Source organism: Sphaerotilus sp. (assembly GCF_041083715.1).
Classification (GTDB): Bacteria; Pseudomonadota; Gammaproteobacteria; order Burkholderiales; family Burkholderiaceae_C; genus Sphaerotilus.
Genome location: NZ_JBFPGY010000301.1, coordinates 1 through 21,398 on the forward strand (window position 1 = coordinate 1; position 21,398 = coordinate 21,398).

At 68.2% G+C, this 21,398-nt stretch carries 23 protein-coding genes; 11 read left to right on the top strand and 12 right to left on the bottom strand.

Going from position 1 to position 21,398, the window contains the following annotated elements:
- Positions 1-56: 56 nt before the first annotated feature.
- The 4 genes from AB3X43_RS14000 to AB3X43_RS14015 are packed head-to-tail and all read right to left on the bottom strand — an operon-like array spanning position 57 to position 3,839.
- Positions 57-692 (bottom strand): TorD/DmsD family molecular chaperone, encoded by a 636-nt coding sequence (locus AB3X43_RS14000; protein WP_369430474.1) that lies wholly within the window; start codon positions 690-692, stop codon positions 57-59.
- Between the two features lie 27 nt (positions 693-719).
- A complete protein-coding gene (locus AB3X43_RS14005; RefSeq protein ID WP_369430495.1) occupies positions 720-2,897 on the bottom strand; it encodes a 4Fe-4S dicluster domain-containing protein in 2,178 nt (725 codons plus the stop codon).
- On the bottom strand, positions 2,797-3,330 hold the full coding sequence (locus AB3X43_RS14010; protein ID WP_369430475.1) for a DUF3306 domain-containing protein: 534 nt from the start codon (positions 3,328-3,330) through the stop codon (positions 2,797-2,799). The genes AB3X43_RS14005 and AB3X43_RS14010 overlap by 101 nt, the downstream gene beginning before the upstream one ends.
- A 2-nt stretch (positions 3,331-3,332) precedes the next feature.
- Entirely contained in the window at positions 3,333-3,839 is a 507-nt protein-coding gene (locus AB3X43_RS14015) for a DUF3305 domain-containing protein (protein ID WP_369430476.1), read from the bottom strand.
- Positions 3,840-3,983: 144 nt separating this feature from the next.
- Between AB3X43_RS14015 and AB3X43_RS14020 the strand changes: the two genes are divergently transcribed.
- From AB3X43_RS14020 to AB3X43_RS14050, 7 genes are read left to right on the top strand one after another with little or no spacing between them, the layout of a single operon-like run.
- Complete coding sequence (locus AB3X43_RS14020) at positions 3,984-4,202, top strand: formate dehydrogenase (RefSeq protein ID WP_369430477.1); 219 nt, start codon at positions 3,984-3,986, stop codon at positions 4,200-4,202.
- An 18-nt stretch (positions 4,203-4,220) separates the two neighbouring features.
- Positions 4,221-7,202 carry a formate dehydrogenase subunit alpha gene (locus AB3X43_RS14025; protein ID WP_369430478.1) on the top strand — a complete coding sequence of 994 codons (2,982 nt, stop codon included), beginning with the start codon at positions 4,221-4,223 and terminating at the stop codon, positions 7,200-7,202.
- Between the two features lie 13 nt (positions 7,203-7,215).
- On the top strand, positions 7,216-7,860 hold the full coding sequence (fdh3B, locus tag AB3X43_RS14030; RefSeq protein ID WP_369430479.1) for a formate dehydrogenase FDH3 subunit beta: 645 nt from the start codon (positions 7,216-7,218) through the stop codon (positions 7,858-7,860).
- Positions 7,857-8,069, top strand: a complete 213-nt coding sequence (locus tag AB3X43_RS14035) for a hypothetical protein (protein WP_369430480.1) — start codon at positions 7,857-7,859, stop codon at positions 8,067-8,069. The genes fdh3B and AB3X43_RS14035 overlap by 4 nt, the downstream gene beginning before the upstream one ends.
- 9 nt (positions 8,070-8,078) lie before the next feature.
- The gene (locus tag AB3X43_RS14040) at positions 8,079-9,233 is read left to right on the top strand and encodes a formate dehydrogenase subunit gamma (protein WP_473965127.1); all 1,155 of its coding nucleotides are present in this window, start codon (positions 8,079-8,081) and stop codon (positions 9,231-9,233) included.
- Entirely contained in the window at positions 9,230-9,553 is a 324-nt protein-coding gene (locus tag AB3X43_RS14045; protein WP_369430481.1) for a hypothetical protein, read from the top strand. The genes AB3X43_RS14040 and AB3X43_RS14045 overlap by 4 nt, the downstream gene beginning before the upstream one ends.
- A gap of 3 nt (positions 9,554-9,556) precedes the next feature.
- Positions 9,557-10,441: a formate dehydrogenase accessory sulfurtransferase FdhD gene (locus AB3X43_RS14050; RefSeq protein WP_369430482.1), complete on the top strand. Its 885-nt coding sequence runs from the start codon at positions 9,557-9,559 to the stop codon at positions 10,439-10,441.
- Between the two features lie 14 nt (positions 10,442-10,455).
- Here the strand turns inward: AB3X43_RS14050 and AB3X43_RS14055 are convergent, their stop codons facing one another.
- Genes AB3X43_RS14055 through AB3X43_RS14085 form a run of 7 tightly spaced genes read right to left on the bottom strand, consistent with a single transcriptional unit; the run spans position 10,456 to position 17,225 of the window.
- Entirely contained in the window at positions 10,456-11,118 is a 663-nt protein-coding gene (locus AB3X43_RS14055) for a LuxR C-terminal-related transcriptional regulator (RefSeq protein ID WP_369430483.1), read from the bottom strand.
- A complete protein-coding gene (locus tag AB3X43_RS14060; RefSeq protein ID WP_369430484.1) occupies positions 11,096-12,301 on the bottom strand; it encodes an alpha-hydroxy acid oxidase in 1,206 nt (401 codons plus the stop codon). The genes AB3X43_RS14055 and AB3X43_RS14060 overlap by 23 nt, the downstream gene beginning before the upstream one ends.
- On the bottom strand, positions 12,298-12,717 hold the full coding sequence (locus AB3X43_RS14065) for an ExbD/TolR family protein (RefSeq protein ID WP_369430485.1): 420 nt from the start codon (positions 12,715-12,717) through the stop codon (positions 12,298-12,300). Before AB3X43_RS14065 ends, AB3X43_RS14060 begins: the two co-directional genes overlap by 4 nt.
- A gap of 13 nt (positions 12,718-12,730) precedes the next feature.
- Positions 12,731-13,432 (bottom strand): MotA/TolQ/ExbB proton channel family protein, encoded by a 702-nt coding sequence (locus tag AB3X43_RS14070; protein WP_369430486.1) that lies wholly within the window; start codon positions 13,430-13,432, stop codon positions 12,731-12,733.
- A 35-nt stretch (positions 13,433-13,467) separates the two neighbouring features.
- Positions 13,468-14,187 (bottom strand): energy transducer TonB, encoded by a 720-nt coding sequence (locus AB3X43_RS14075; RefSeq protein ID WP_369430487.1) that lies wholly within the window; start codon positions 14,185-14,187, stop codon positions 13,468-13,470.
- Between the two features lies 1 nt (position 14,188).
- Positions 14,189-14,875: a Fe2+-dependent dioxygenase gene (locus AB3X43_RS14080; protein WP_369430488.1), complete on the bottom strand. Its 687-nt coding sequence runs from the start codon at positions 14,873-14,875 to the stop codon at positions 14,189-14,191.
- 16 nt (positions 14,876-14,891) lie between these two features.
- Complete coding sequence (locus AB3X43_RS14085; RefSeq protein ID WP_369430489.1) at positions 14,892-17,225, bottom strand: TonB-dependent receptor; 2,334 nt, start codon at positions 17,223-17,225, stop codon at positions 14,892-14,894.
- 173 nt (positions 17,226-17,398) lie between these two features.
- Here AB3X43_RS14085 and AB3X43_RS14090 point away from each other — a divergent pair, with 173 nt between their 5' ends.
- The 3 genes from AB3X43_RS14090 (at position 17,399) to ahpF (ending at position 20,258) form a co-directional block, all read left to right on the top strand.
- Positions 17,399-17,761: a carboxymuconolactone decarboxylase family protein gene (locus AB3X43_RS14090; RefSeq protein WP_369430490.1), complete on the top strand. Its 363-nt coding sequence runs from the start codon at positions 17,399-17,401 to the stop codon at positions 17,759-17,761.
- A 161-nt stretch (positions 17,762-17,922) separates the two neighbouring features.
- Positions 17,923-18,486, top strand: coding sequence for an alkyl hydroperoxide reductase subunit C (gene ahpC / locus AB3X43_RS14095; RefSeq protein ID WP_369430491.1), 564 nt, complete (start codon positions 17,923-17,925; stop codon positions 18,484-18,486).
- Positions 18,487-18,677: 191 nt separating this feature from the next.
- A complete protein-coding gene (gene ahpF, locus AB3X43_RS14100) occupies positions 18,678-20,258 on the top strand; it encodes an alkyl hydroperoxide reductase subunit F (RefSeq protein WP_369430492.1) in 1,581 nt (526 codons plus the stop codon).
- Positions 20,259-20,283: 25 nt separating this feature from the next.
- On the opposite strand, the gene AB3X43_RS14105 is transcribed toward ahpF, so the two are convergent.
- Positions 20,284-20,505, bottom strand: a complete 222-nt coding sequence (locus tag AB3X43_RS14105; protein WP_369430493.1) for an HP1242/YdcH family protein — start codon at positions 20,503-20,505, stop codon at positions 20,284-20,286.
- A 112-nt stretch (positions 20,506-20,617) separates the two neighbouring features.
- Between AB3X43_RS14105 and tgt the strand changes: the two genes are divergently transcribed.
- Positions 20,618-21,398 (top strand): tRNA guanosine(34) transglycosylase Tgt (gene tgt, locus AB3X43_RS14110; protein WP_369430494.1); only part of this gene is annotated, 781 nt, incomplete at its 3' end.

Below are 21,398 nucleotides of genomic sequence, written 5' to 3' on the forward strand. Positions count from 1 at the left end.
GGCCAGGACGAGGCCGGTGATGTCCTGCAGGTCGATCGGCAGGTTCGTTTCCATCGTCAAACCTCCAGCAGGTCGAAACCCTGCGTTTCGATCTCGGAAAACACCCGCATGAGCCGAGCGACCTCGCACCAGATCCGGGCCCGCGGATGGGCCTCGACGGCGCTGCACAGCTCGGCGACCCAGGTCTGCAGATGGCCGCGGAAGAACCGCCGCTGCTGCTCCAGGTTGCACACGGCGATGTCGTCTCCCGCGATCAGGTAGCGCATCACCTCGCAGCCGTAGGCGATGTGGTCCTCGGTCTCGCCGCGCGACGGATCACGGGTCAGGCCGAGCGCGGCCAGATCGGTGCGCAGCGCGGCCAGCGGCTTCTCGTGGAGGAAACCAGCCAGGTAGAACGAGCCGTAGAGGAACACCTCCGGCTTGCCGACGCCGCCGAACAGCGCGTCGTATTCGTCGGCAGCCGCATCCGGCGTGGTGGCGCGCAACGCGGCGACCAGCGCCTGCCACGGCGCTTCGAGCAGACTGCCGGCCTCCGGTGCCTCGGTGACGGCGACGCGGAACTGCGCCAGCAGGGCGGCGTCCGGTGGCGCCATCCACAGCCGCGCGAGCAGGCCGTACAGCTCGGCGCGGGCGAGTTCCTCGCTGTGGTCGGCGCTGGCGAAACTCAGGGCACGGGGATCGTGGTCGTTCATGGGGTCGGGACTCGGCTCGGAATCGGTTCAGTACCGGGGAGTGCCGCGCGGCACGTCGGTGATGCGGACTTCGCTGGCATTGCGGTGGAGGTCGATCACCCGGCAGTCGCCGCACATCTTCAGCCGGTCGGCCGCCGCGCCCTGGAACGCCGGGTGCGCGGACAGCTTGGCCACCATGTTCTCGATCACCTTGAGCGTGCCGAAGGGTTTGCTGCAGCGGATGCAGCGGAAGGGCTCGACCTCGTGCAGCACGCGGGGCTGGCGGCGCGCCCTGCCCTCGTCGGCCAGCAGCAGGCGTGGCACCAGGGTGATCGCGCCTTCCGGACAGGTCGTCTCGCACAGGCCGCACTGCACGCAGTTCTTTTCGGTGAACTTCAGCTGCGGGCGCTCGGGGTTGTCGGCCAGCGCGTTCTCGGGACAGGCGCCGACGCAGCTCAGGCAGAGCGTGCAGGCCGCGGTGTCCACCAGCACGGCGCCGAATGGCGCACCGGCCTTGGGCAGCACGACCACGTCGGCCCGCACCGGCGCGTGGGCGCTCAGGTGGTCGATCACCAGGTCGAGCGTCGCACGCTTGTCGGCCTGGGCGACGATGGGCGTGGGCTGCGCGACGCACTGGGCCGGCGCGGCGCGCAGTGCAGTGTCCAGCGCGGCCAGATCGCGGGCGTCACGCGCCTCGATCAGCTTGAAGTGCTCGCCGGCGTAGCCCAGCCCGGTCAGCAGCGCCTGCGCCACTGCCATCTGCTCGGCCAGCGCAGCGCGGTACTCGGGCGCCTCTTCCGCGGTCAGCAGGACGAAGACCTGGCTGGCGCCCTGCGCGATGGCGGACAGCCACAGGTCGATGCCGACACTCGCTGTGTGCCACACCGCCACCGGCAGCACCCGCGCCGGCACACCGTGCGTGGCCCGATCGACCCGGGCCGCACGGCCGAGGTCGTCGATCAGCCGGGCGCCGGCCTGCTCGCTGTGCAGCAGCAGCGCCGCGTCCTTGCCGCCCGCGCGGGCGTAGGTCGAGACCAGGCGGTGCAGCCGCCGCCCCTGATCGACCGGCCCCGGATACGCGAAGCTCAGCGCCCCGCTCGGGCACACCGTCGTGCAGGCGCCGCAGCCCACGCACAGGTGCGGCTCGACGACGATGCCACCCGCCTGCGCGGTCTTCGCCTTGCCCTTGCGGGACGCATCGCTGGAGATGGCGCGGGTCGAGCACACGTCGATGCACGCGGTGCAGCCGATCTGCTCGTTGCGGCTGTGGGCGCACAGGCGGTGCTGGTACTGGAAGAACTTCGGCTTGTCGAAGGTGCCGACCAGTTCGCGCAGCTGGAGCACGGCGTCAAACAGGCGTTCCGGCGCGCCCGCACCCTGCGGTGCATGGAAATAGCCCTGCGGCGGCTGGTGCTGCGAGAAGGCCGGCATCTCGCGCAGGTCCAGCACGAGGTCGAAACGCTCGTCGGTGACCAGCGGCGCACGGTCGAAGTCGATCGCGCCGGCCGCATCGCAGACCTGCACGCAGTCGCGGTGGTCCTTGCAGCGGTCCAGGTCGATCTGGTAGCGGAAGTCGATCGCACCTTCCGGGCAGGCGTCGAGGCAGGCGTTGCAGCGGGTGCAGAGGTCGAGGTCGATCGGGTTGGCCGACGTCCACTGCACCTCGAACGCCCCCAGCCAGCCACGCAGCCGTGTCACCCGCCCGGCGAAGACCGGCAGGTCGTGGCGCTGCGCCAGCGATCCACCGGTGCCCGTGGGCTCGTCCACCAGCAGCATCACATCGAGCCGGTCGCGCAGCATCGCCGCCGCCTGCTGCGCCACGTCCGCCGGGCCGATCACCAGGCAGCGCCCGGCCGAGTGGTAGGGCACCGTCGTCACCGGCTGGACATCCGGCAGCTGCGCCGCGGCGATCAGCGCGGCGAGCTTGGGCGTGGCGGCCTTGGCGTCGCGGGACCAGCCGCCGGTCTCGCGCAGGTTGACGAAGTGGATCGGGCGCTCGTCCAGGCCAGGCGCTCCTGCCGTCTCGGCGTTCAGATCGAGGAAGAGCCGGCTCTCCTGCGTGCAGGCCACCAGCAGCGCCTGGCCCGGCCCGGTGGCCTTGGCCGCACGCTGGAAGGCGCCGGCCTCACGTCGGCACAGCAGGGTGTGCGCCGTCTCCAGCCCGTCCGCGCTCGCCCCCGGCGTCTGCGCCAGCGTCCGGGCGATCGCCCTCGTGTCCAGCGGCATCGTCCGGTTGCAGTCGCACAGCAGTGTTTTCATCAGCGGTTTTCTCTTCGTCTTCGTCGGCGAACAGGCCGAGCGCCTTCGACTGCGTCATCTGGCGCAGCATCGCCAGCGGCAGCGGGTCGGGGAGGCCGTAATCCTCGATGTAGGTGTCGAGGCCGTCCATCACATTGAAATGCGGGTCGGTGAACAGTGTCTTCAGTGCCGCGTTCTTCACCGACGGGTCGACACCGCGGGCGATGAAGCGGGTGAAGTCGGAGGCGGGGGTGAGCTGTGCGGCGTCCGCCAGCGTGGGCAGCGCAGGCTCCGGCGGGGCGACCGGCGTGGCGGGAACCGGCGGCAGCACCTCGGCCACCGGCGCACCTTGCTGCACCTGCGCCTTGCGACGCGACCAGCGCGACAGGAAACCGCCTGCGGGTTCTGGGTCCACCGCCATGTTCAATCCCGCTGGTCCGGTGCGACGAAGGACACCGGGCGGCGGCGCTTCTTCGGTTCGGGCCGGTAGTGGGCATCGGTGTAGTCCTGCAGCCAGTCGCGCACCTCGGCAGGCAGCGGCCGGTTGTCGACCCGCTCCTGCGCATCCATCAGGCGCCCGGCCTCGTTGTACGACAGCGTGACCCGCTCGGGCCAGGCCCGCGACGGATCCTCTGCGTCGATGCGCCACATGACGAACCAGACCGGTGCGCCCGAGGTCAGGTTGAGGAAGTAGCCCTCCCCTTCGTCGCGGCGCAGCTCGACGGGCAGCTCCGGAAACAGGAACTGCGCCGCCTGCCCGTCATCACGGAGCAGGCGCGGCGTATCGCCATACCGCCCGTCGTTCACCACCACATCGGCCACGGTGAAGCGCCAGTCCTCCCAGGGGCTGGGCTGGCGCTGCCGCTCGATCACCACGGCCACGCGGATCTTCGGGATCTGCTGCGCAATCTCCACCAATGTCTCGGTCATGCACCGCAGTCTACGCATCGGTCGCCAAAGTCCAAGAGCGGAATCCCCAAGGCTGCGCGCCGCGGCACCGGCTAGGGAGTCCCCTTATTGCCGACGGTGCATAACCGCAACCTAATCGCCGGTGTCCAGCTGCGGAGCGCATCAATGAGCCAGTCCACCCAGTCCCCCATGCCCCATCCGACCCGCCGCAGGGTCTTTGCCGGCGCCGGCACGGTCGGCGCACTGGCCACGGTCGCCGCCGTGCTGCCGGTCACGCCTGCACCGCCGCAAGCTACCGCACAACCCCGGCCCGCCACCGACACCACCAGCGGCTACCAGTTGACCGAGCACGTCCGGCGCTACTACCAGACCGCCAAGGTCTGAGGATCAGAGGAGACCCCCATGCTGCTCACCCGCCGCGCCGCCCCGGCCACCACTGGCTCGTCCCCGTCCCCGCTGGTGTCCAGCCTGTCCCGCGGCATCGGCCGGGCGATCCCGACGCTAGACCGCCGCGCCTTCCTGCGCCGCTCCGGCCTGGGCGTGGGCGCCGGACTGGCTGCGTCGCAGCTGACGCTGGTCCAGCGCGTCGAGGCGGCGGACGCGGCGTCCGCGCCAACCAATGGCAGCAAGAAGATCGAGGTCAAGCGCACCGTCTGCGGCCACTGCTCGGTCGGCTGCGCGGTGGACGCGGTGGTGGAGAACGGCGTCTGGGTGCGGCAGGAGCCCGTGTTCGATTCACCGATCAACATGGGCGCCCACTGCGCGAAAGGCGCCGCACTGCGCGAGCATGGCCATGGCGAGTACCGGCTGAAGACCCCGATGAAGCTGGTCGACGGCAAGTACAAGCGCATCTCGTGGGACGAGGCGCTGACCGAGATCAGCGCGAAGATGCTGGAGCTGAAGAAGCAGAGCGGGCCGGACTCGCTCTTCATCGTCGGATCCAGCAAGCACAGCAACGAGCAGGCCTACCTGCTGCGCAAGTGGGTCAGCTTCTGGGGCTCGAACAACACCGACCACCAGGCGCGCATCTGCCACTCCACCACCGTCGCGGGTGTCGCGAACACGTGGGGCTATGGCGCGATGACCAACTCCTACAACGACATGCAGAACGCGCGTTCGGCGATCTACATCGGATCGAACGCGGCCGAGGCGCACCCCGTGTCGATGCTGCACATGCTCCACGCCAAGGAGACGGGCTGCAAGATGATCGTGGTCGATCCGCGCTTCACCCGCACCGCGGCGAAGGCGGACGAGTACGTGCGCATCCGTTCGGGCTCGGACATTCCCTTCCTGTTCGGCGTGATGCACCACATCTTCAAGAACGGCTGGGAAGACAAGAAGTACCTCGAAGACCGTGTCTGGGGCATGGACAAGGTGCGTGAAGAGTGCCTGACCAAGTGGACGCCGGACAAGGTGCAGGACGCCTGCGGCGTCGACGAGGCCACCTGCTACAAGGTCGCCAAGATCCTGGCCGACAACCGCCCCGGCACCATCGTCTGGTGCATGGGACAGACGCAGCACACCATCGGCAACGCGATCGTGCGGGCGTCGTGCCTGCTGCAGCTCGCGCTGGGCAACGTCGGCAAGTCCGGCGGCGGCACCAACATCTTCCGCGGCCACGACAACGTGCAAGGGGCCACCGATGTCGGTCCGAACCCGGACTCGCTGCCCGGCTACTACGGCCTGGCCGAGGGGGCCTGGAAACACTTCGCCAAGACCTGGGGCGTCGACTACGAGTGGATCAAGAAGCAGTACGCGCCGGGCATGATGACCAAGTCCGGCATGACGGTCTCGCGCTGGATCGACGGCGTGCTGGAGAAGAACGAGCTGATCGACCAGGACTCGAACCTGCGCGGCCTCGTCTTCTGGGGCCACGCGCCGAACTCGCAGACGCGCGGGCTGGAGATGAAGCGGGCGATGGACAAGCTGGACCTCCTGGTGGTGATCGACCCCTTCCCGAGCGCCACCGCCGCCATGGCCGCGATGCCCGGGAACAAGGACGACCTGAACCCGAACCGCGCGGTCTACCTGCTGCCGGCCTGCACGCAGTTCGAGACCAGTGGTTCCTGCACCGCCTCGAACCGCTCGCTGCAGTGGCGCGAGAAGGTGATCGAGCCGCTGTGGGAATCGCGCACCGACCACATGATCATGTACCAGTTCGCCGAGAAGCTCGGCTTCGGCGCCGAACTGGTCAAGAACTTCAAGATGGTGCCGGCCAAGGGCAACCTGATGGAGCCGGAGACCGAGTCCATCCTGCGCGAGATCAACAAGTGCGTCTGGACCATCGGCTACACCGGCCACAGCCCGGAACGCCTGAAGGCGCACATGCGCAACATGAATGTCTTCGACGTGAAGACGCTCCAGGCCAAGGGCGGCATCGACAAGGAAACCGGCTATGTGCTGGACGGGGACTACTTCGGCCTGCCCTGGCCATGCTGGGGCACGCCTGAGCTGAAACACCCCGGCTCGCCCAACCTCTACGACACCAGCAAGCACGTCATGGACGGCGGCGGCAACTTCCGCGCCAACTTCGGCGTCGAGCGCGACGGCACCTCGCTGCTGGCCGCCGATGGCTCGCACTCGCTGGGTGCCGACCTGACCACCGGCTACCCGGAATTCGACCACGTCCTGCTGAAGAAACTCGGCTGGTGGGACGATCTGACCGAGTCCGAGAAGACGGCCGCCGAGGGCAAGAACTGGAAGACCGACCCGTCGGGCGGCATCATCCGCGTGGTGATGAGGGTCCACGGCTGCCACCCCTTCGGCAATGCCAAGGCCCGTGCCGTGGTCTGGAACTTCCCCGATCCGATCCCGCAGCACCGCGAGCCGCTGTATTCGACCCGCGCTGACCTGGTCGCCAAGTACCCGACCCACGACGACAAGAAGGCCTTCTGGCGCCTGCCCACGCTCTACAAGTCGGTGCAGGAGAAGAACAAGGACATCGGCAAGACCTTCCCGCTGATCATGTCCTCGGGCCGGCTGGTCGAGTACGAGGGCGGTGGGGAGGAGACGCGCTCGAACCCCTGGCTGGCTGAACTGCAGCAGGACATGTTCATCGAGATCAACCCCAAGGCGGCCAACGACCGGGGCATCCGCAACGGCGAGTACGTGTGGGTCAAGACGCCGCCGATGGCCGCCGTGCCGGCGTTCAAGGGCCTGCGCGTGAAGGCCCTCGTCACCGAGCGGGTCGACGAGGGCACCGTCTGGCTGCCCTTCCACTTCTCGGGCCACTGGGGCGGGGCTGACCTGGCCGCGCACTACCCGGAGGGCGCGATGCCCGTGGTGCGGGGCGAGGCGATCAACACCGGCACGACCTACGGCTACGACAGCGTGACGATGATGCAAGAGACCAAGACCACGGTCTGCCAGGTCGAGAAAGCCTGAACGGAGCACCCACATGGCCCGAATGAAATTCATCTGCGACTCGGAGCGCTGCATCGAATGCAACGGCTGCGCCACCGCCTGCAAGGCCGAGCACGACGTGCCCTGGGGCGTCAACCGCCGCCGCGTCGTCACGCTCAACGACGGCATTCCCGGCGAGAAGTCGATCTCGGTGGCCTGCATGCACTGCTCGGACGCGCCGTGCATGGCGGTCTGTCCGGTGGACTGCTTCTACCGCACCGACGAAGGCGTGGTGCTGCACGACAAGGATGTGTGCATCGGCTGCGGCTACTGCAGCTACGCCTGCCCGTTCGGCGCGCCGCAGTTCCCGAGCAACGGCACCTTCGGCCTGCGCGGCAAGATGGACAAGTGCACCTTCTGCGCCGGCGGCCCGGAGGAAAACACCAGCCAGGCCGAGTACGAGAAGTACGGCCGCAACCGGCTGGCCGAGGGGAAGCTGCCGGCCTGCGCCGAGATGTGTTCGACCAAGGCCTTGCTGGCAGGAGATGGCGACGTGGTGGCCGACATCTTCCGCACCCGCGTGGTCCAGCGCGGCAAGGGCAGCGAAGTCTGGGGCTGGGGCACCGCGTACGGCAAGCCGACCACGGGCGCCACACCCGCCCCGGCCACCCCTGCCACGGCGGAGGCACCCAAGTCATGAACACCGCTCCAGTCCCCCGCCGTGCGCTGATGCTGGTCGTCGCGCTGACCGCCACGCTGGCCGGCTGCGGCGAGCGCACACAGGAGTTGCAGGCCAAGAAACCCGATCAGGCCCCGTACGCCGGCGGCGACAAGGCCGCGTGGGAAGCGCAGATCAAGTCCCGCAACCAGAACCAGAACGAGTACGTCCGCGCCCCTGCGCGGCCGTGAGGAGCGGCGATGTCCAAGCTGATCCGCCACCTGGGCGCCCTGCTGCTGGCCGCCGCACTGCTGGCCACCAGCACGGCCGGAGCGCAAACGGGCGATGCCGCCTCGGCCCCGGCGATGTCCGGTGCACCCGCCGGCTTCGTCACCCCCGCCGAGCCGCACCCCGACGACACCGCCGCCGAGCGCCGCAAGAGCCAGCCCGGCAACAACGCCCCGGTCTGGCGCACCGCGCGCGCAACGGGCACGCAGCCGGGCTACGCGTCCTTGCCCGGTGCCGAGAAGGGTGTGCTGATCCAGTCGCTCACGCAGTACCCCGGCGCGCGCCTGAGCACCGCCGGCGAGGCGTGGCGACAGGCACGCAACCAGTGGATCATTCCGTATGGCGGCTCGCTGCTGCTGATCGTCGGGCTGGCCATCGCGCTGTTCCACTGGCACCAGGGTGCACTCGGTGGCCACACCCCCGACACCGGCCGCATGGTCGAGCGATTCACCCCGCTGGAGCGCTCGGCGCACTGGCTCAATGCGATCGCCTTCGTGGTGCTCGCCGTGTCCGGGCTGGTGATGGCGTTCGGCAAGTTCGTGCTGCTGCCGGTGATGGGCCACACGCTGTTCGGCTGGCTCACCTTCGCCCTGAAGAACGCGCACAACTTCGCTGGCCCGCTGTTCGCGGTTTCGCTGCTCATCGTGATCGTCACCTTTGCACGCGACAACCTGCCGCGCAGCGGTGACCTGGCCTGGCTGCGCACGGGCGGCGGCCTGCTCGGCGGCCACGAAGTGCCATCACACCGCTACAACGCCGGCGAGAAACTGGTGTTCTGGGGCGGCGTGTTCGTGCTGGGACTGGTCGTGGTGGCCTCGGGGCTGGTGCTCGACAAGGTGGTGCCCGGCTTCGGCAGCCTGCGCAGCGACATGCAGATCGCCAACATGGTCCACGGCACGGCCACCGTGCTGATGATGACCCTGTTCATGGGCCACATCTACATCGGTACCATCGGCATGAAGGGCGCCTACGACGGCATGCGCACCGGCTACGTCGACGAGGGCTGGGCCCAGGAACACCACGCGCTCTGGTACGCCGACATCCAGGCCGGCAAGATCCCGGCGCAGCGCTCCACCCCGATCGCCTCGTCGGTGGCGCCCTCCTCCAACGCGAGTCGACCCGCATGAAGCGCACCCTCCCCGTCATCCTGCTGCTGGCCGCGCTCGTCGGCGCCGCTGTTGCCAAGCTGCCCGCCACGAGCGAGGAAGCCAGGGCCAAGGCCGCCGAAGCGGCAGCCAGGACTGCCCACGCCGGCAAGGTCGACGCCTACAAGCTCTGTCTGTCGATGGACAAGGTCGCCGCCGACTACCGCACCAGGGCCAAGGCGGCAGGCCAGGACATCAAGCCGGCCGTCGAGACCCCCGCCTGCGCGGACCCGGGACCCTTTGTGTACACGCCGCCCGAGGCGGCCTCCGCTGCGCCGGCGGCGGCGGCCTCCAAGAGCTGAACCATGGCCTTCGCCGCGTCCTCGCCCGACCCGCGCCACGATGCGCCCCGGATGACGGCGGCGCGCGACACGCTGCTGCGCGAGATCGAGGTCATGGACGAGTACGGCGAGCGCCGCACGATCTCCATCCCGGCCGAGCGTCCGCTGACCATCTTCGTGGACAAGCGCGAACTGGTCACGCTGATGACGCTGGGCGCGAGCCCGGAGCTGCTGGTGCTGGGCTGGCTGCGCAACCAGCGGCTGGCGCAGGACCTGGCCGACATCGAGTCGATCACGGTGGACTGGGACGTGGGCGCAGCGGCTGTGCGCACCCGCGCGGGCATCCCGGACCTCGACACCCGCACTGGCCGGCGCGTCGTCACCACGGGCTGCGGCCAGGGCACTGTCTTCGGCGACGTGATGGACCAGGTGGACGCCCTCCAGCTGCCCGACTCCCGCGCAGCACGCATCCGCCAGGGCACGCTCAACGGCCTGCTCGACGTGATGCGCCAGCAGGACAGCATCCACCGCAAGGCCGGTTCGGTCCATGGCTGCGCGCTGTTCCTCGGCACGCAGCTGCTGATGTTCATCGAGGACGTCGGTCGCCACAACGCCATCGACACCATCGCCGGCTGGATGTGGCTGCACGGCGTGGACGGCGGTGACAAGACCTTCTACACGACCGGCCGGCTCACCAGTGAGATGGTGATGAAGGCTGCCCACATGGGTGTGCCGATCATCGTGTCCCGCAATGGCGTCACGCAGATGGGGCACGACCTGGCGACACGGCTGGGCATGGCGCTGTTCGGCCGAGCCGCGAACCGGCATTTCCTCTGCTACACCGGGTTCGACCGCTTCGACTCGGAGCCCGAGGTGCACCGGGCGGCCGTGCGCGTGGTCGCGGGCTGACACGTCCGGATCCGTCAACCATTCGGGAATTTCAGCCCGATCCGCGCCGCCGCCACCACCGCTTCGGTGCGCGAGTTCACGCCCAGCTTGCGGAACAGGGCCAGCAGATGGGTCTTGATGGTGGATTCGGCCAGGTACAGCTCGCGGCAGATCACCTTGTTGGACTGACCGGCAGTCAGCAGGCGCAGCACGTCGATCTGGCGCGGCGACAGGCCGAGGCGGTCGATGGCTTCGGCCGCACGCTCCTCGTCGGTCTGTTCCAGCTCGGGCAGCGGGGCCACGGCGCTGTACACCACCGGCGGCAGGTAGATGCCGCCACCGAGCACCACCCGCAGGGCCTGCTCGACGACCTTGCCACGGGTTGTCTTGGGGATGAAGCCGGCCGCCCCCTCGTTGAGGGCCGCCATCATCGTCTCGACATCGTCGCTGGCGGAGAGCACCACGAGGGTCAGTTCGTCCGATACCGCGCGCAACTGGCGCAGGGTCGACAGACCCTGGCTGTCGCTCAGCCCGAGGTCGAGCAGGACCAGTTCGATGTCCGGCTCGGCCGACAGATGCGCCAGCGCGGAAGTCAACCCGTCCGCCTCGCGCATGACCACCGCCGGGAAACGGGCCGCCAGCAGCAGCATCAGGCCGGAGCGGAACAGCGCATGGTCATCGACAAGCAGGGCCTTCATCGGAGGTTGGCAATCGTGCGCGTGCATCGAACAGGCAGTCACTATAGCCAGCCGGAGGGCGTTCGGTTTGCCCTGCGTCAAGTTGGAGTCGGTGTATCTCCACGTTGTCCAGCGTCGTGCAGCCGGTCAAGGCCATCGCGATCTCCAGTTCATCGCGCAGCAACCGCAGCACATGGGCCACCCCGCGTGCGCCACCCACCGCCAGTGCATGCACGACCGGCCGCCCGATCAGCACCGCCCGCGCGCCCAGCGCCAGCGCCTTCAGCACATCGGTGCCGCGCCGGATGCCGCCATCGACCAGCAGCGGCAGATCTCCGCCCACGGCGTCGGCGATGCGTGGCAGCAGCGTGGCCGTGGCCGGCAGCGTGTCGAGCGTGCGCCCGCCATGGTTGGAAACGACCAGCCCGTCCACACCGGCCGACTGCGCCAGCCGTGCATCCTCGGGATGTGTCACGCCCTTGAGCAGCAGCGGGAGCCGGGTCTGCGCACGCAGCCAGGCCACGTCGTCCCAGGTCGGCGTGTCCGCGAGCAGGCCGTCGAACAGCGCGCTCTGTCCTGGCCCGAGGGCACGCGCCGGTCGCGGCGGCAGGCCGTCGAGGTGCACCGCCCGAACGCCCGGTGGCAACCGGAAGCCGGTGCGCCGCTCGCGGTCGCGTGCACCCTGCACCGGCGCATCGACTGTCAGCACCAGCGCCTCGCAGCCGGCCGCCTCGGCGCGCCGCACCAGATCCAGCGTGAAGCCACGGTCGTGCTGCAGGTAGAGCTGGAACCACAGCGGCCCGGCGGCCGGATCGGTGCAGAGGATCCGCGCCACGGCTTCGACCGGCACGGACGACTGCGTGCTCAGCACCATGCCAGCCTGCAACGCCGCCGCAGCCTGCGCGACGGCCAGTTCGCCATCCGGGTGCGCCAGCCGCTGGTAGGCCACGGGCGCCAGCAGGATCGGGTGCGCCAGCGTGCGGCCGAGCAGCGTGACCCGCGTGTGTCCACCAGCCATCGGGCGCAGCACCCGTGCAGACAACGGGATGTCGCCCCACGCCTGCACATTGGCCGCCAGGGTCCGTTCGTCGGCGGCGCCACCGTCGACGTAGGCCCAGGCGTTGTCGTCGAGCCGGGCGCGGGCTGCGGCCGCGTAGTCGGCCAGGCAGACCAGTGCGGCAGGCGGTGTGGCGGCAGGACTCATTTCACCTCGGGCTGGCTCACGAAGCCGACCTTGGTCAGTCCGGCCCTGGACGCATCTGCCAGCGTCTGCGCCACGTGGCGATAGGCGGTGTCCTGGTCGGCACGCAGATGGATTTCAGGCTGCACCGACTGGCGCCCTTCCAGGGCGAAGCGCGCAGCGGCGTCCTCGCGGCTGACACGCTCACCGTTCCAGTAGCGCTGACCCGCCGCATCGATCGCGAACTCGATCTTCAGCGGCACGGGCGGGTTCACCTGGCTGGTCGCCTGCGGCAGCTCCAGCTTGACGGAATGGGTCAGCAGCGGCGCCGTGACGATGAAGATGACCAGCAGCACGAGCAGCACGTCGATGAGGGGCACCATGTTGATCTCGGACACCGGGGCACCCGGAGACTGGCGGTCGAAACTGGCGAAGGCCATGGCACGGGCTCCTTCAGACAGCGACCGTGGCGGACGACGTGCCCGGCCGCAGCGTCGAGCCGGTGGTGAGGAAGGTCAGCAGCTCGAAAGCGAAGGCGTCCAGCCGACCATTGAGCACCCGGTTGCTGCGGTGGATCGCGTTGTAGGCCATCACCGCGGGAATGGCGACCGCCAGCCCGATGCCCGTCATGATCAGCGCCTCGCCGACCGGACCGGCCACCTTGTCCAGCGTGCCCGCACTGCCCATGCCGATGGCCAGCAGCGCGTGGTAGACGCCCCAGACCGTGCCGAACAGGCCGACGAAGGGCGCAGTCGCGCCGATGGTGGCCAGCGTGGTCAGGCCGTTTTCGAGCTGGGTGGTCTCCTCGTCGAGCACCTTCTTGATGGTGCGGGTGACGAACTCCTGCGAGGTGCCCGCCTCCTGCAACTTGGCGGCACCGGTCCTGGCGTGGTGCGCCTGGGCGCGGATCGCATGGGCGGCGAGGTGGCCGAAGGGATCGGCGACGCCTTGGGCACGGATCTCGGCATCGACCTCGTCGAGCGAGCAGGCGTTCCAGAAGAAGCGCAGGAACTTGTCGCTGCGCCGGCTGCGCAGGATCTGCGTGACCCCCTTGATGGCGATGAGCGCCCACGAGGCGATCGACATCAGCACGAGGATCGCCAGCAGCGTCTGGCCGACAGCGTCGGACTGGGAAAGGAAATGGCCAAAGCCCATGGTGTTCTCCTGTGGAATCTGTGAAATCTGCGGGATCAGTCTTCCAGCTCGAATGCGAGCGGCATCGCGATCCAGAACTCGAAGGGCACACCGTTCTCGGTGCGTGGTCTGACGCGGGCGGTCATCGCCGCGCGCAGGGCCTGCTGGTCCAGCCGGGCATGGCCGGACGAACGCTGCAGCACCACCTGCTTCGGCACGCCGCGGGCGTCGATCAGCGCCCGCACGGTGACGGTGCCCTCCTCTTTCAGTCGGCGCGAGGACAACGGGTACTCGATCTCGGGCACGCGCACCCAGTCACTGTCGGTCAGCACGACCTGCCGTGGCGTGGCCGGTGCCAGGGCTGGTGCCGGAGTCGGCGGAACGGGCGGGGCCACAGGGGCGGGTGGCGCCGGCAGAGCGGGCGGAGCCTCGGGCGGGTGCATCGGCGGGGGCTCGGGCAGTGGCGGGGTGGCCGTGACCACCGAAGGAGGGGGCGGCAACGGGGGCGGCCTGGCAGCGATCACCGGCGCCGGCAGGGGCGGTGTCTTCGGCTGGACCCTGGGCTGGGGCGGGGGCGGTGCCTCGGGTGTCGGCGCGACCAGATCGACCACCATCGGCGCCACCTCGGATGCAGCTTCCCGCACGGCAGGCACCTGCAGCAGCGCCCAGCCTGCCAGCAGGTGCGCGCCCAGCATCGTGCCGAGCAAGGCGCGCTTGGCACCGGGGCCGAGCGCGTCGGGAGAGGCATTCATGTGCCAGGAGGGGTGCGTGTCCATGTCAGGTGTCCGCCCACTGGCGCAGCAGATTGTGGTACGTCCCGGTCAGGCCGACCACGCCGGGATCGGTCTCGCCCACCACGCTGCGCAGGTGCACCAGGAACCGGTCCATGTCGTGCAGCAGGCGGCGCTGCTCGTCGCTGCGCACCAGGCTCTCGATCCAGAAGAAGCCCGCCACCCGGTGGCCCCGGGTGACCGGCTCGACCCGGTGGACACTGGTGCCCGGGTAGAGCACCAGGTCTCCGGCCGCGCGCTTCACGCGCTGCTCGCCGTAGGTGTCCTCGATCACCAGTTCTCCACCGTCGTAGTCCGCGGGTTCGGTGAGGAAGAGCGTGGCGCTCAGGTCGGTGCGCACCCGCTCGCCACGGCCAGGCGTGTAGCGGATCGCGTTGTCCACATGCGCACCGTAATGGTTCGCGTCGCCACCGTAGCGGTTGAACATCGGTGGGAACACCCTCTTCGGCAGCGCCGCGGAGAAGAACACCGGATGCCGCTCCAGCGCCCCGAGCACCATCGCTGGCAGCGCCTGCGCCGCAGCGCAGGCCAGCGGCAATTGCCAGTTGCGCTTGACCTGGGCCGCCTGGACACCGGCGGTGGCTGCACCATCGGTCCAGGGTGCGTCCACCAGCAGCGCACGGGCACGGGCCAGCATGTCGGCGTCGAACACGCCGGGAATATGGATCAGCATCGCGGTGCGCCCCGGATCAGAATTTCAACGAACCGGTGACCTGCAGCAGCCGGCCCGCACCCGGCACGTAGTGGGCGGAATAGAGCGACTCGGCGTAGAGCTTGTTGGTCACGTTGCTGAGGTTGGCCTTGACGATGAACGCCTCGCTGAACGTGTACTCGGCCATCAGGTCCCCGGTGATGAACTTCGGCGCAGCCCAGCCAGGGTTGCGGTTGGGTGTCTGGCTGCTGCGGGCATTCAGGCCGCCGCCGATGCGCCACGTCGGCGTGAGCTGGTAGGTGGTCCAGAAGGTGCCGCTGTGGCGCGGCGACAGCGAGGGGCGGTCCCCCTGCGCCTCGGTCTGCACGCAGGTCACCGTGGCCGACGCCGTGCAAGGCACCGCCACATCGATCTTCGCCACCGGCATCCAGAGGTAGGAGCCGTAGACCTCCCACGCCACCGTCAGGCGACCGGCCAGGTCCAGCTCGGCCCCGGCGGCATGGCGCTGGCCCGACAGGGTCACCAGGTTGTCCAGCGGGTCGGTGTTGCGCTCGTTGAGCTTGGTCGAACGGAAGAGCGCGAAACGGGCCGAGAAGCGGCCGTCCTGCGACTCGGCGCGCCCGCCCAGTTCCAGGTTGATCGCCTTCTCGGGCGGCGTGTCGACATTCGAGGCGCCCAGCGAATAGGCGTCACCCGACGTGTTGAACGACGTGGCACCGGACAGGTGGAAGGACAGCCGCTCGCTCGGCTGGAACAGCACGCCCGCACGCTGGCTCCACTCGGACACCTGCATGCGGTAACTGGTCAGGGTGACCGGCGTGACGGCGGCAGCAGGGATGGTGAAGGTGTCGTAGTCGCCAGCCAGCCGGTCGTAGCGCAGGCCGGCCAGTACCTTCCACATCGGTACCACCTGCACGAGGTCCTGGGCATAGATGCCCAGACCGCGCGAGACGTACTGGCTGCTGACACGCAGCGAGCGCAGGCTTTCGTCGACCGAGGCGCCGTCGTCCGGGGTGCCGACGGTGGTGTTGACCTTCGTCGGCACGACACCGCCCTGTGCCACGGTCAGCGCGGCGTGGACGCTCTTCTTCTCATAGGCGAAGTCCGCACCCGCCAGCACCTCATGCTGCATGTCGAGCGCCTTGAACTTGCCACTGAAATCGGTCTGGGCATAGAGCGTCTGCAGGTCCTGGATCTTCAGGTTGGTGCCGCGTGTGAAGACCGTCGCATCGCCGAAGTTGGTCAGCGTGTTCGAGGTCGGACACTGCGGATTGGTGACAGCGCCGGTAGCGGCATTGACGGTGCGGGTGCACAGCCGGATGGCGCTGGCGCGCTGGTCGCGGTCGTAGCGGCCGATGCGCACCTTGCTGGTCAGCTCCACACCCTGACCGAAACGGTGGGTGTGGCTGGCGGTGGCGGTGGTGGCCTCGCCAGCGTTGCGGTCGCTGGCGAGGCCGTAGTAGGCACCCGGATCCAGCGGCAGCAGCGTGGTCTCGCCGGCACCAGACGTGGCGGTCGGGCGGATCCACGGCAGACCGTAGTTCATGCCGTTGTCGTTGTCGAGGTGCGAGAAGCCAAGCGTGAACTCGTCGCGCTCGCCAATGCCCCAGCGGTAGGCGCCAGCCAGCCCCGTCTTGTCCAGCGAAGAACCCGCCCCGTTGTTGTCGGCGGTGGTGTTCATCACGCCCAGGCGCAGCCCGGCGCGCTCGCCGGTGCGGAGATTGAAGTCACCGACCACACGCTGGTAGCGGTGGCTGCCCAGCGTCACGTCGATCTGGTGCTCGTCCAGTGCACCTGGCACCTTGGTGACCTGGTTGACGGCGCCACCGGTCGATCCACGCCCGAACAGCATCGACGCCGAGCCGCGCATCACCTCCACCCGGTCGAGAAAGAAGTTATCCCGCTCGTAGAAGGCCGGGTCGCGCATGCCATCCACAAAGACATCGCCCGTGCTCTGCAGCGGCAGGCCGCGCAGGCGGATGTCCTCCTCGCCGCCCTCGGCAGCCAGGAAGCTGATGCCGGCGGTGCTGCGCAGTGCGTCCTTGAGGGTGTCGAGGTGACGGTCATCGATCAGACGCTCCGTCACCACGGTGATGGACTGCGGAATGTCGCGCAGTTCCTGCTGGCCCTTGCCGATGGCGGTGGTCGTGGTCTGCAGAGAGTCCTTGCCACGCTCGGTGTCGGCCTTGCCTTTGACCGTGATCTTGCGCAGCGTCGAGATTTCGGCCTCGGCAGGCGCCGGATCGACAGCCCCGGCCTGGGCCGGCCAGGCCAGTCCGAAACCGAAGCCGGCAGCCAGCGCTCCGAGCGATGCAGTCAGCCGTCGGGCGGGCAGGCGGTCATGGGCAGGGCAAGGGAGATGGCAGTGCATTGGCGATGAGGTCCGAGAACAAGGAAAGGAGAAAGTTTGCTAATGATAACCATTCTCATTACAAAACAGCAAGCCGACCAGCCGTCGCCATCCCCATTGATGCATGGCAAGCCCTGCGGTCTGTGCGAGATGCCCAATCACGGCTCGTCCCATCCCGTCCACGAGGCCCCTCCATGACCCCTGCTCCTGACAGCTACCGCGGCCTGACCCAGGCCGTCTCCGGACACATTGCCAGCCTGCGCATCAGCACGCCTGAAGTGATGAAAGCGTTCAACGACCTCGGGCGTGCCGCCACCGCCAACGGCGCTCTCGATCAGAAAACCAAGGAGCTGATCGCGCTGGCGCTCAGCGTGGCGGCGCGCTGCGATCCGTGCATTGGCTTTCACACACAGACACTGGTCAGGCTCGGCACCACGCGCCAGGAGGTCGATGAGGCGCTTGGCGTGGCCACCTACATGGGCGGCGGGCCGTCGCTGATGTATGCAGCCAGCGCAGTCGCTTCGTTCGACGAGTTCGCCAGTGCAGCCAGACGGTGAAGCGACAGGATGGGCTCAAGAATCGATCAGTAAATAGCCATTTACTATTGATAGTAAATAAACTATCAATTAGCTCAATTCATTCGCGGGGGCTAAGATTCAGGCCATCGGATCTCGACCTGTCCTTGATCCTTTCACCCCGCGACCCAAGGAGTCCACGCATGTCCCTGATCAACACCCAAGTCCAGCCGTTCAAGACCACCGCCTTCCACAACGGCCAGTTCGTCGAAGTGTCCGACGCCAGCCTGAAGGGCCAGTGGTCGGTCCTGATCTTCATGCCCGCGGCCTTCACGTTCAACTGCCCGACCGAGATCGAGGACGCGGCCGACAACTATGCCGAGTTCCAGAAGGCCAGCACCGAGGTCTACATCGTCACGACGGACACCCACTTCTCGCACAAGGTGTGGCATGAGACCTCGCCGGCCGTCGGCAAGGCCCGGTTCCCGCTGGTGGGTGACCCGACCCACACGCTGACCAACGCGTTCGGCGTGCACATTCCGGAAGAAGGCTTGGCACTGCGCGGTACCTTCGTGATCAATCCGGACGGCGTCATCAAGACCGCCGAGATCCACTCGAACGAGATCGCCCGTGACGTCAAGGAAACCCTGCGCAAGCTGAAGGCGGCCCAGTTCACCGCCGCCCACCCCGGCCAGGTCTGCCCGGCCAAGTGGAACGAAGGCGCTGCGACCATCACCCCGTCGCTGGACCTCGTCGGCAAGATCTGACGATCCCCGAAGACCGGGAACCTGCACTGGCGGGCACACCGGTCTTCCTCCTGCCTCAGCCGAGGCAGGAGATCCACACACCACGCACCGACCCCGGACCCGAAGGATTGCAGCCCGTGCAGCCCTTCCGGCCTGACGCGCCTGTACCTCGACAGCCACCACATCGCCACCGACCCGAAGGAGTTCCGATCATGTTGGACGCCCCCCTCAAGCACCAGTTGAAGAGCTACCTCGAACGCCTCGTGCAGCCGATCGAGATCGTCACCTTCACCGACGACAGCGCCAATGCCCGCCAGCTGCTCGAACTGGTGGCAGACGTGGCCTCGGTCGCCCCGGCCGGCAAGCTGAGCGTGCGCACCGGCGCCACGGCAGGCGAGCGCGTGCCGTCGTTCCAGATCACCCGAGCCGGCGCTGACACCGGCGTGCGCTTCGCAGGTCTGCCGATGGGCCACGAGTTCACGTCGCTGGTCCTCGCGCTGCTGCAGACCAGCGGCTACCCGCCAAAGATCGAGGCCGACCTGGTCGCGCAGATCCAGGCGCTCGATCCCGGCCAGGATCTGGTCTTCGAGACCTACATGTCCCTGACCTGCCACAACTGCCCGGACGTGGTGCAGGCCTTCAACCTGCTGGCAGCGCTCAATCCGCGCATCCGCCACACGGCAGTCGAAGGCTCGATGTTCCAGGCAGAGATCGACGAGCGCCAGATCATGGGCGTGCCGTGCGTCTACCTGAACGGCCAGATGTTCTCGTCCGGGCGGATGGAGCTGGCCGAGATCCTGGCCAGGATCGACACAGGTGCTGCCGACCGCGAGGCGAAGAACATCGCCACCAAGGAGGCCTTCGACGTGCTGATCGTCGGTGGTGGTCCGGCTGGTGCGGCAGCCGCCATCTATGCAGCGCGCAAGGGCATCCGCACTGGCGTGGCGGCCGAGCGCTTCGGTGGGCAGGTGCTCGACACGATGGGCATCGAGAACTTCATCTCGGTGAAGGAAACCGACGGCCCGAAACTCGCCGCCGCACTGGAGCAGCACGTCAGGCAGTACGACGTGGACGTGATGAATCTGCAGCGCGCCGCATCGCTGGTTCCGGCGAGCGAACCGGGTGGCCTGATCGAGGTGCAGCTGGAGAACGGCGCCAGCCTGCGCAGCAAGACGGTGATCATCTCGACCGGCGCACGCTGGCGCCAGATGAACGTGCCCGGAGAAGCCGAGTACCGCAACAAGGGCGTGGCCTACTGTCCGCACTGCGACGGCCCGCTGTTCAAGGGCAAGCGCGTGGCGGTGATCGGTGGCGGCAACTCGGGCGTGGAGGCGGCGATCGACCTGGCCGGCATCGTCCGCCACGTCACGCTGATCGAGTTCGACAAGCAACTGCGCGCCGACGCCGTGCTGCAGAAGAAGCTGCACAGCCTGCCCAACGTCACCGTCCTCGTCTCGGCGCTGTCCACCGAGGTCCACGGCGATGGCCAGAAGGTCAACGGGCTGAGCTACCAGGACCGCACCAACGGCACGCTGCACCGTGTGGACCTCGAAGGCATCTTCGTGCAGATCGGCCTGCTGCCCAACAGCGACTGGCTGCGCGGCACGGTGGAGCTGAGCGGACGCGGCGAGGTCATCATCGACGACCGTGGCCAGACCTCCGTGCCGGGCGTGTTCGCCGCAGGGGACGTGACCACCGTGCCCTACAAGCAGATCATCATCGCGATGGGTGCGGGATCGACCGCGGCACTGAGCGCGTTCGATCACCTGATCCGCACCAGCGCCCCGGCCTGAGCCGGACGCCGACCGGTGCCGCCAGTCAGGCGGTGGCGCCGGCCTTGCGCAGAATGGCGTGGAGCTGGTCCTTCAGGACCAGCTTTGCCTTCTTGGCTGCCTCGATCTCCTCGTGGGTGCCGCCGAGAATGCGGGCCTCCATGTTCTTGATCTCCTGGTCCAGTGCGTTGTGCCTGTCGAACAGGTTCGCGAAGTGGTGGTCGGTGGTCTTGAGCTGGCTGATCAGGTCGCGGTATTCGGGGAACATCGGTGGATCCTTCTGTTGGTGGGAATGGCCCACTCTAAAACTGCGCCCCGCGCCAGGACTTCACCCAGATCAAGAAACGCGCGACCCTGGGCAGCCTGAGACAATCGCGGCCATGCTGCAATTCCAACTCCTCGGCACCGAAGGCCACGCGCGCCGCGGTCGCCTGACGCTCAACCACGGCGTCGTCGACACCCCCATCTTCATGCCCGTGGGCACCTACGGCACCGTCAAGGGCGTGATGCCGCGCTCGCTCGAAGAGATGGGCGCGCAGATCATCCTGGGCAACACCTTCCACCTCTGGATGCGCCCCGGCCTCGACGTGATGGCGCAGTTCGGCGGCCTGCACAAGTTCGAGAACTGGCACAAGCCCATCCTCACCGACTCGGGCGGCTTCCAGGTCTGGTCGCTCGGCGAGATGCGCAAGATCAGCGAGGAAGGCGTCAAGTTCGCCTCGCCCGTCAACGGCGACAAGCTGTTCCTCACGCCCGAGATCAGCGTGCAGATCCAGACGGTGCTGAACTCCGACATCGTCATGCAGTTCGACGAGTGCACGCCGTACTGGCAAGGCGTCAAGGGCAGCGGCCACATCACCAGCGAGAAGGAAGCGCGGGTGTCGATGGAGCTGTCGATGCGCTGGGCGAAACGCTCGAAGGCGGAATTCGAGCGGCTGGAGAACCCGAACGCACTGTTCGGCATCGTGCAGGGCGGCATGTTCGAGAACCTGCGCGAGGAGTCGCTGAACGGGCTGGTGGAACTGGACCTGCCCGGCTACGCCATCGGCGGCGTCTCGGTGGGCGAGCCGAAGGACGAGATGCTGCGGATCATGCGCCACACGCCGCACCTGCTGCCGAGCCAGAAGCCGCGCTACCTGATGGGCGTCGGGACACCCGAGG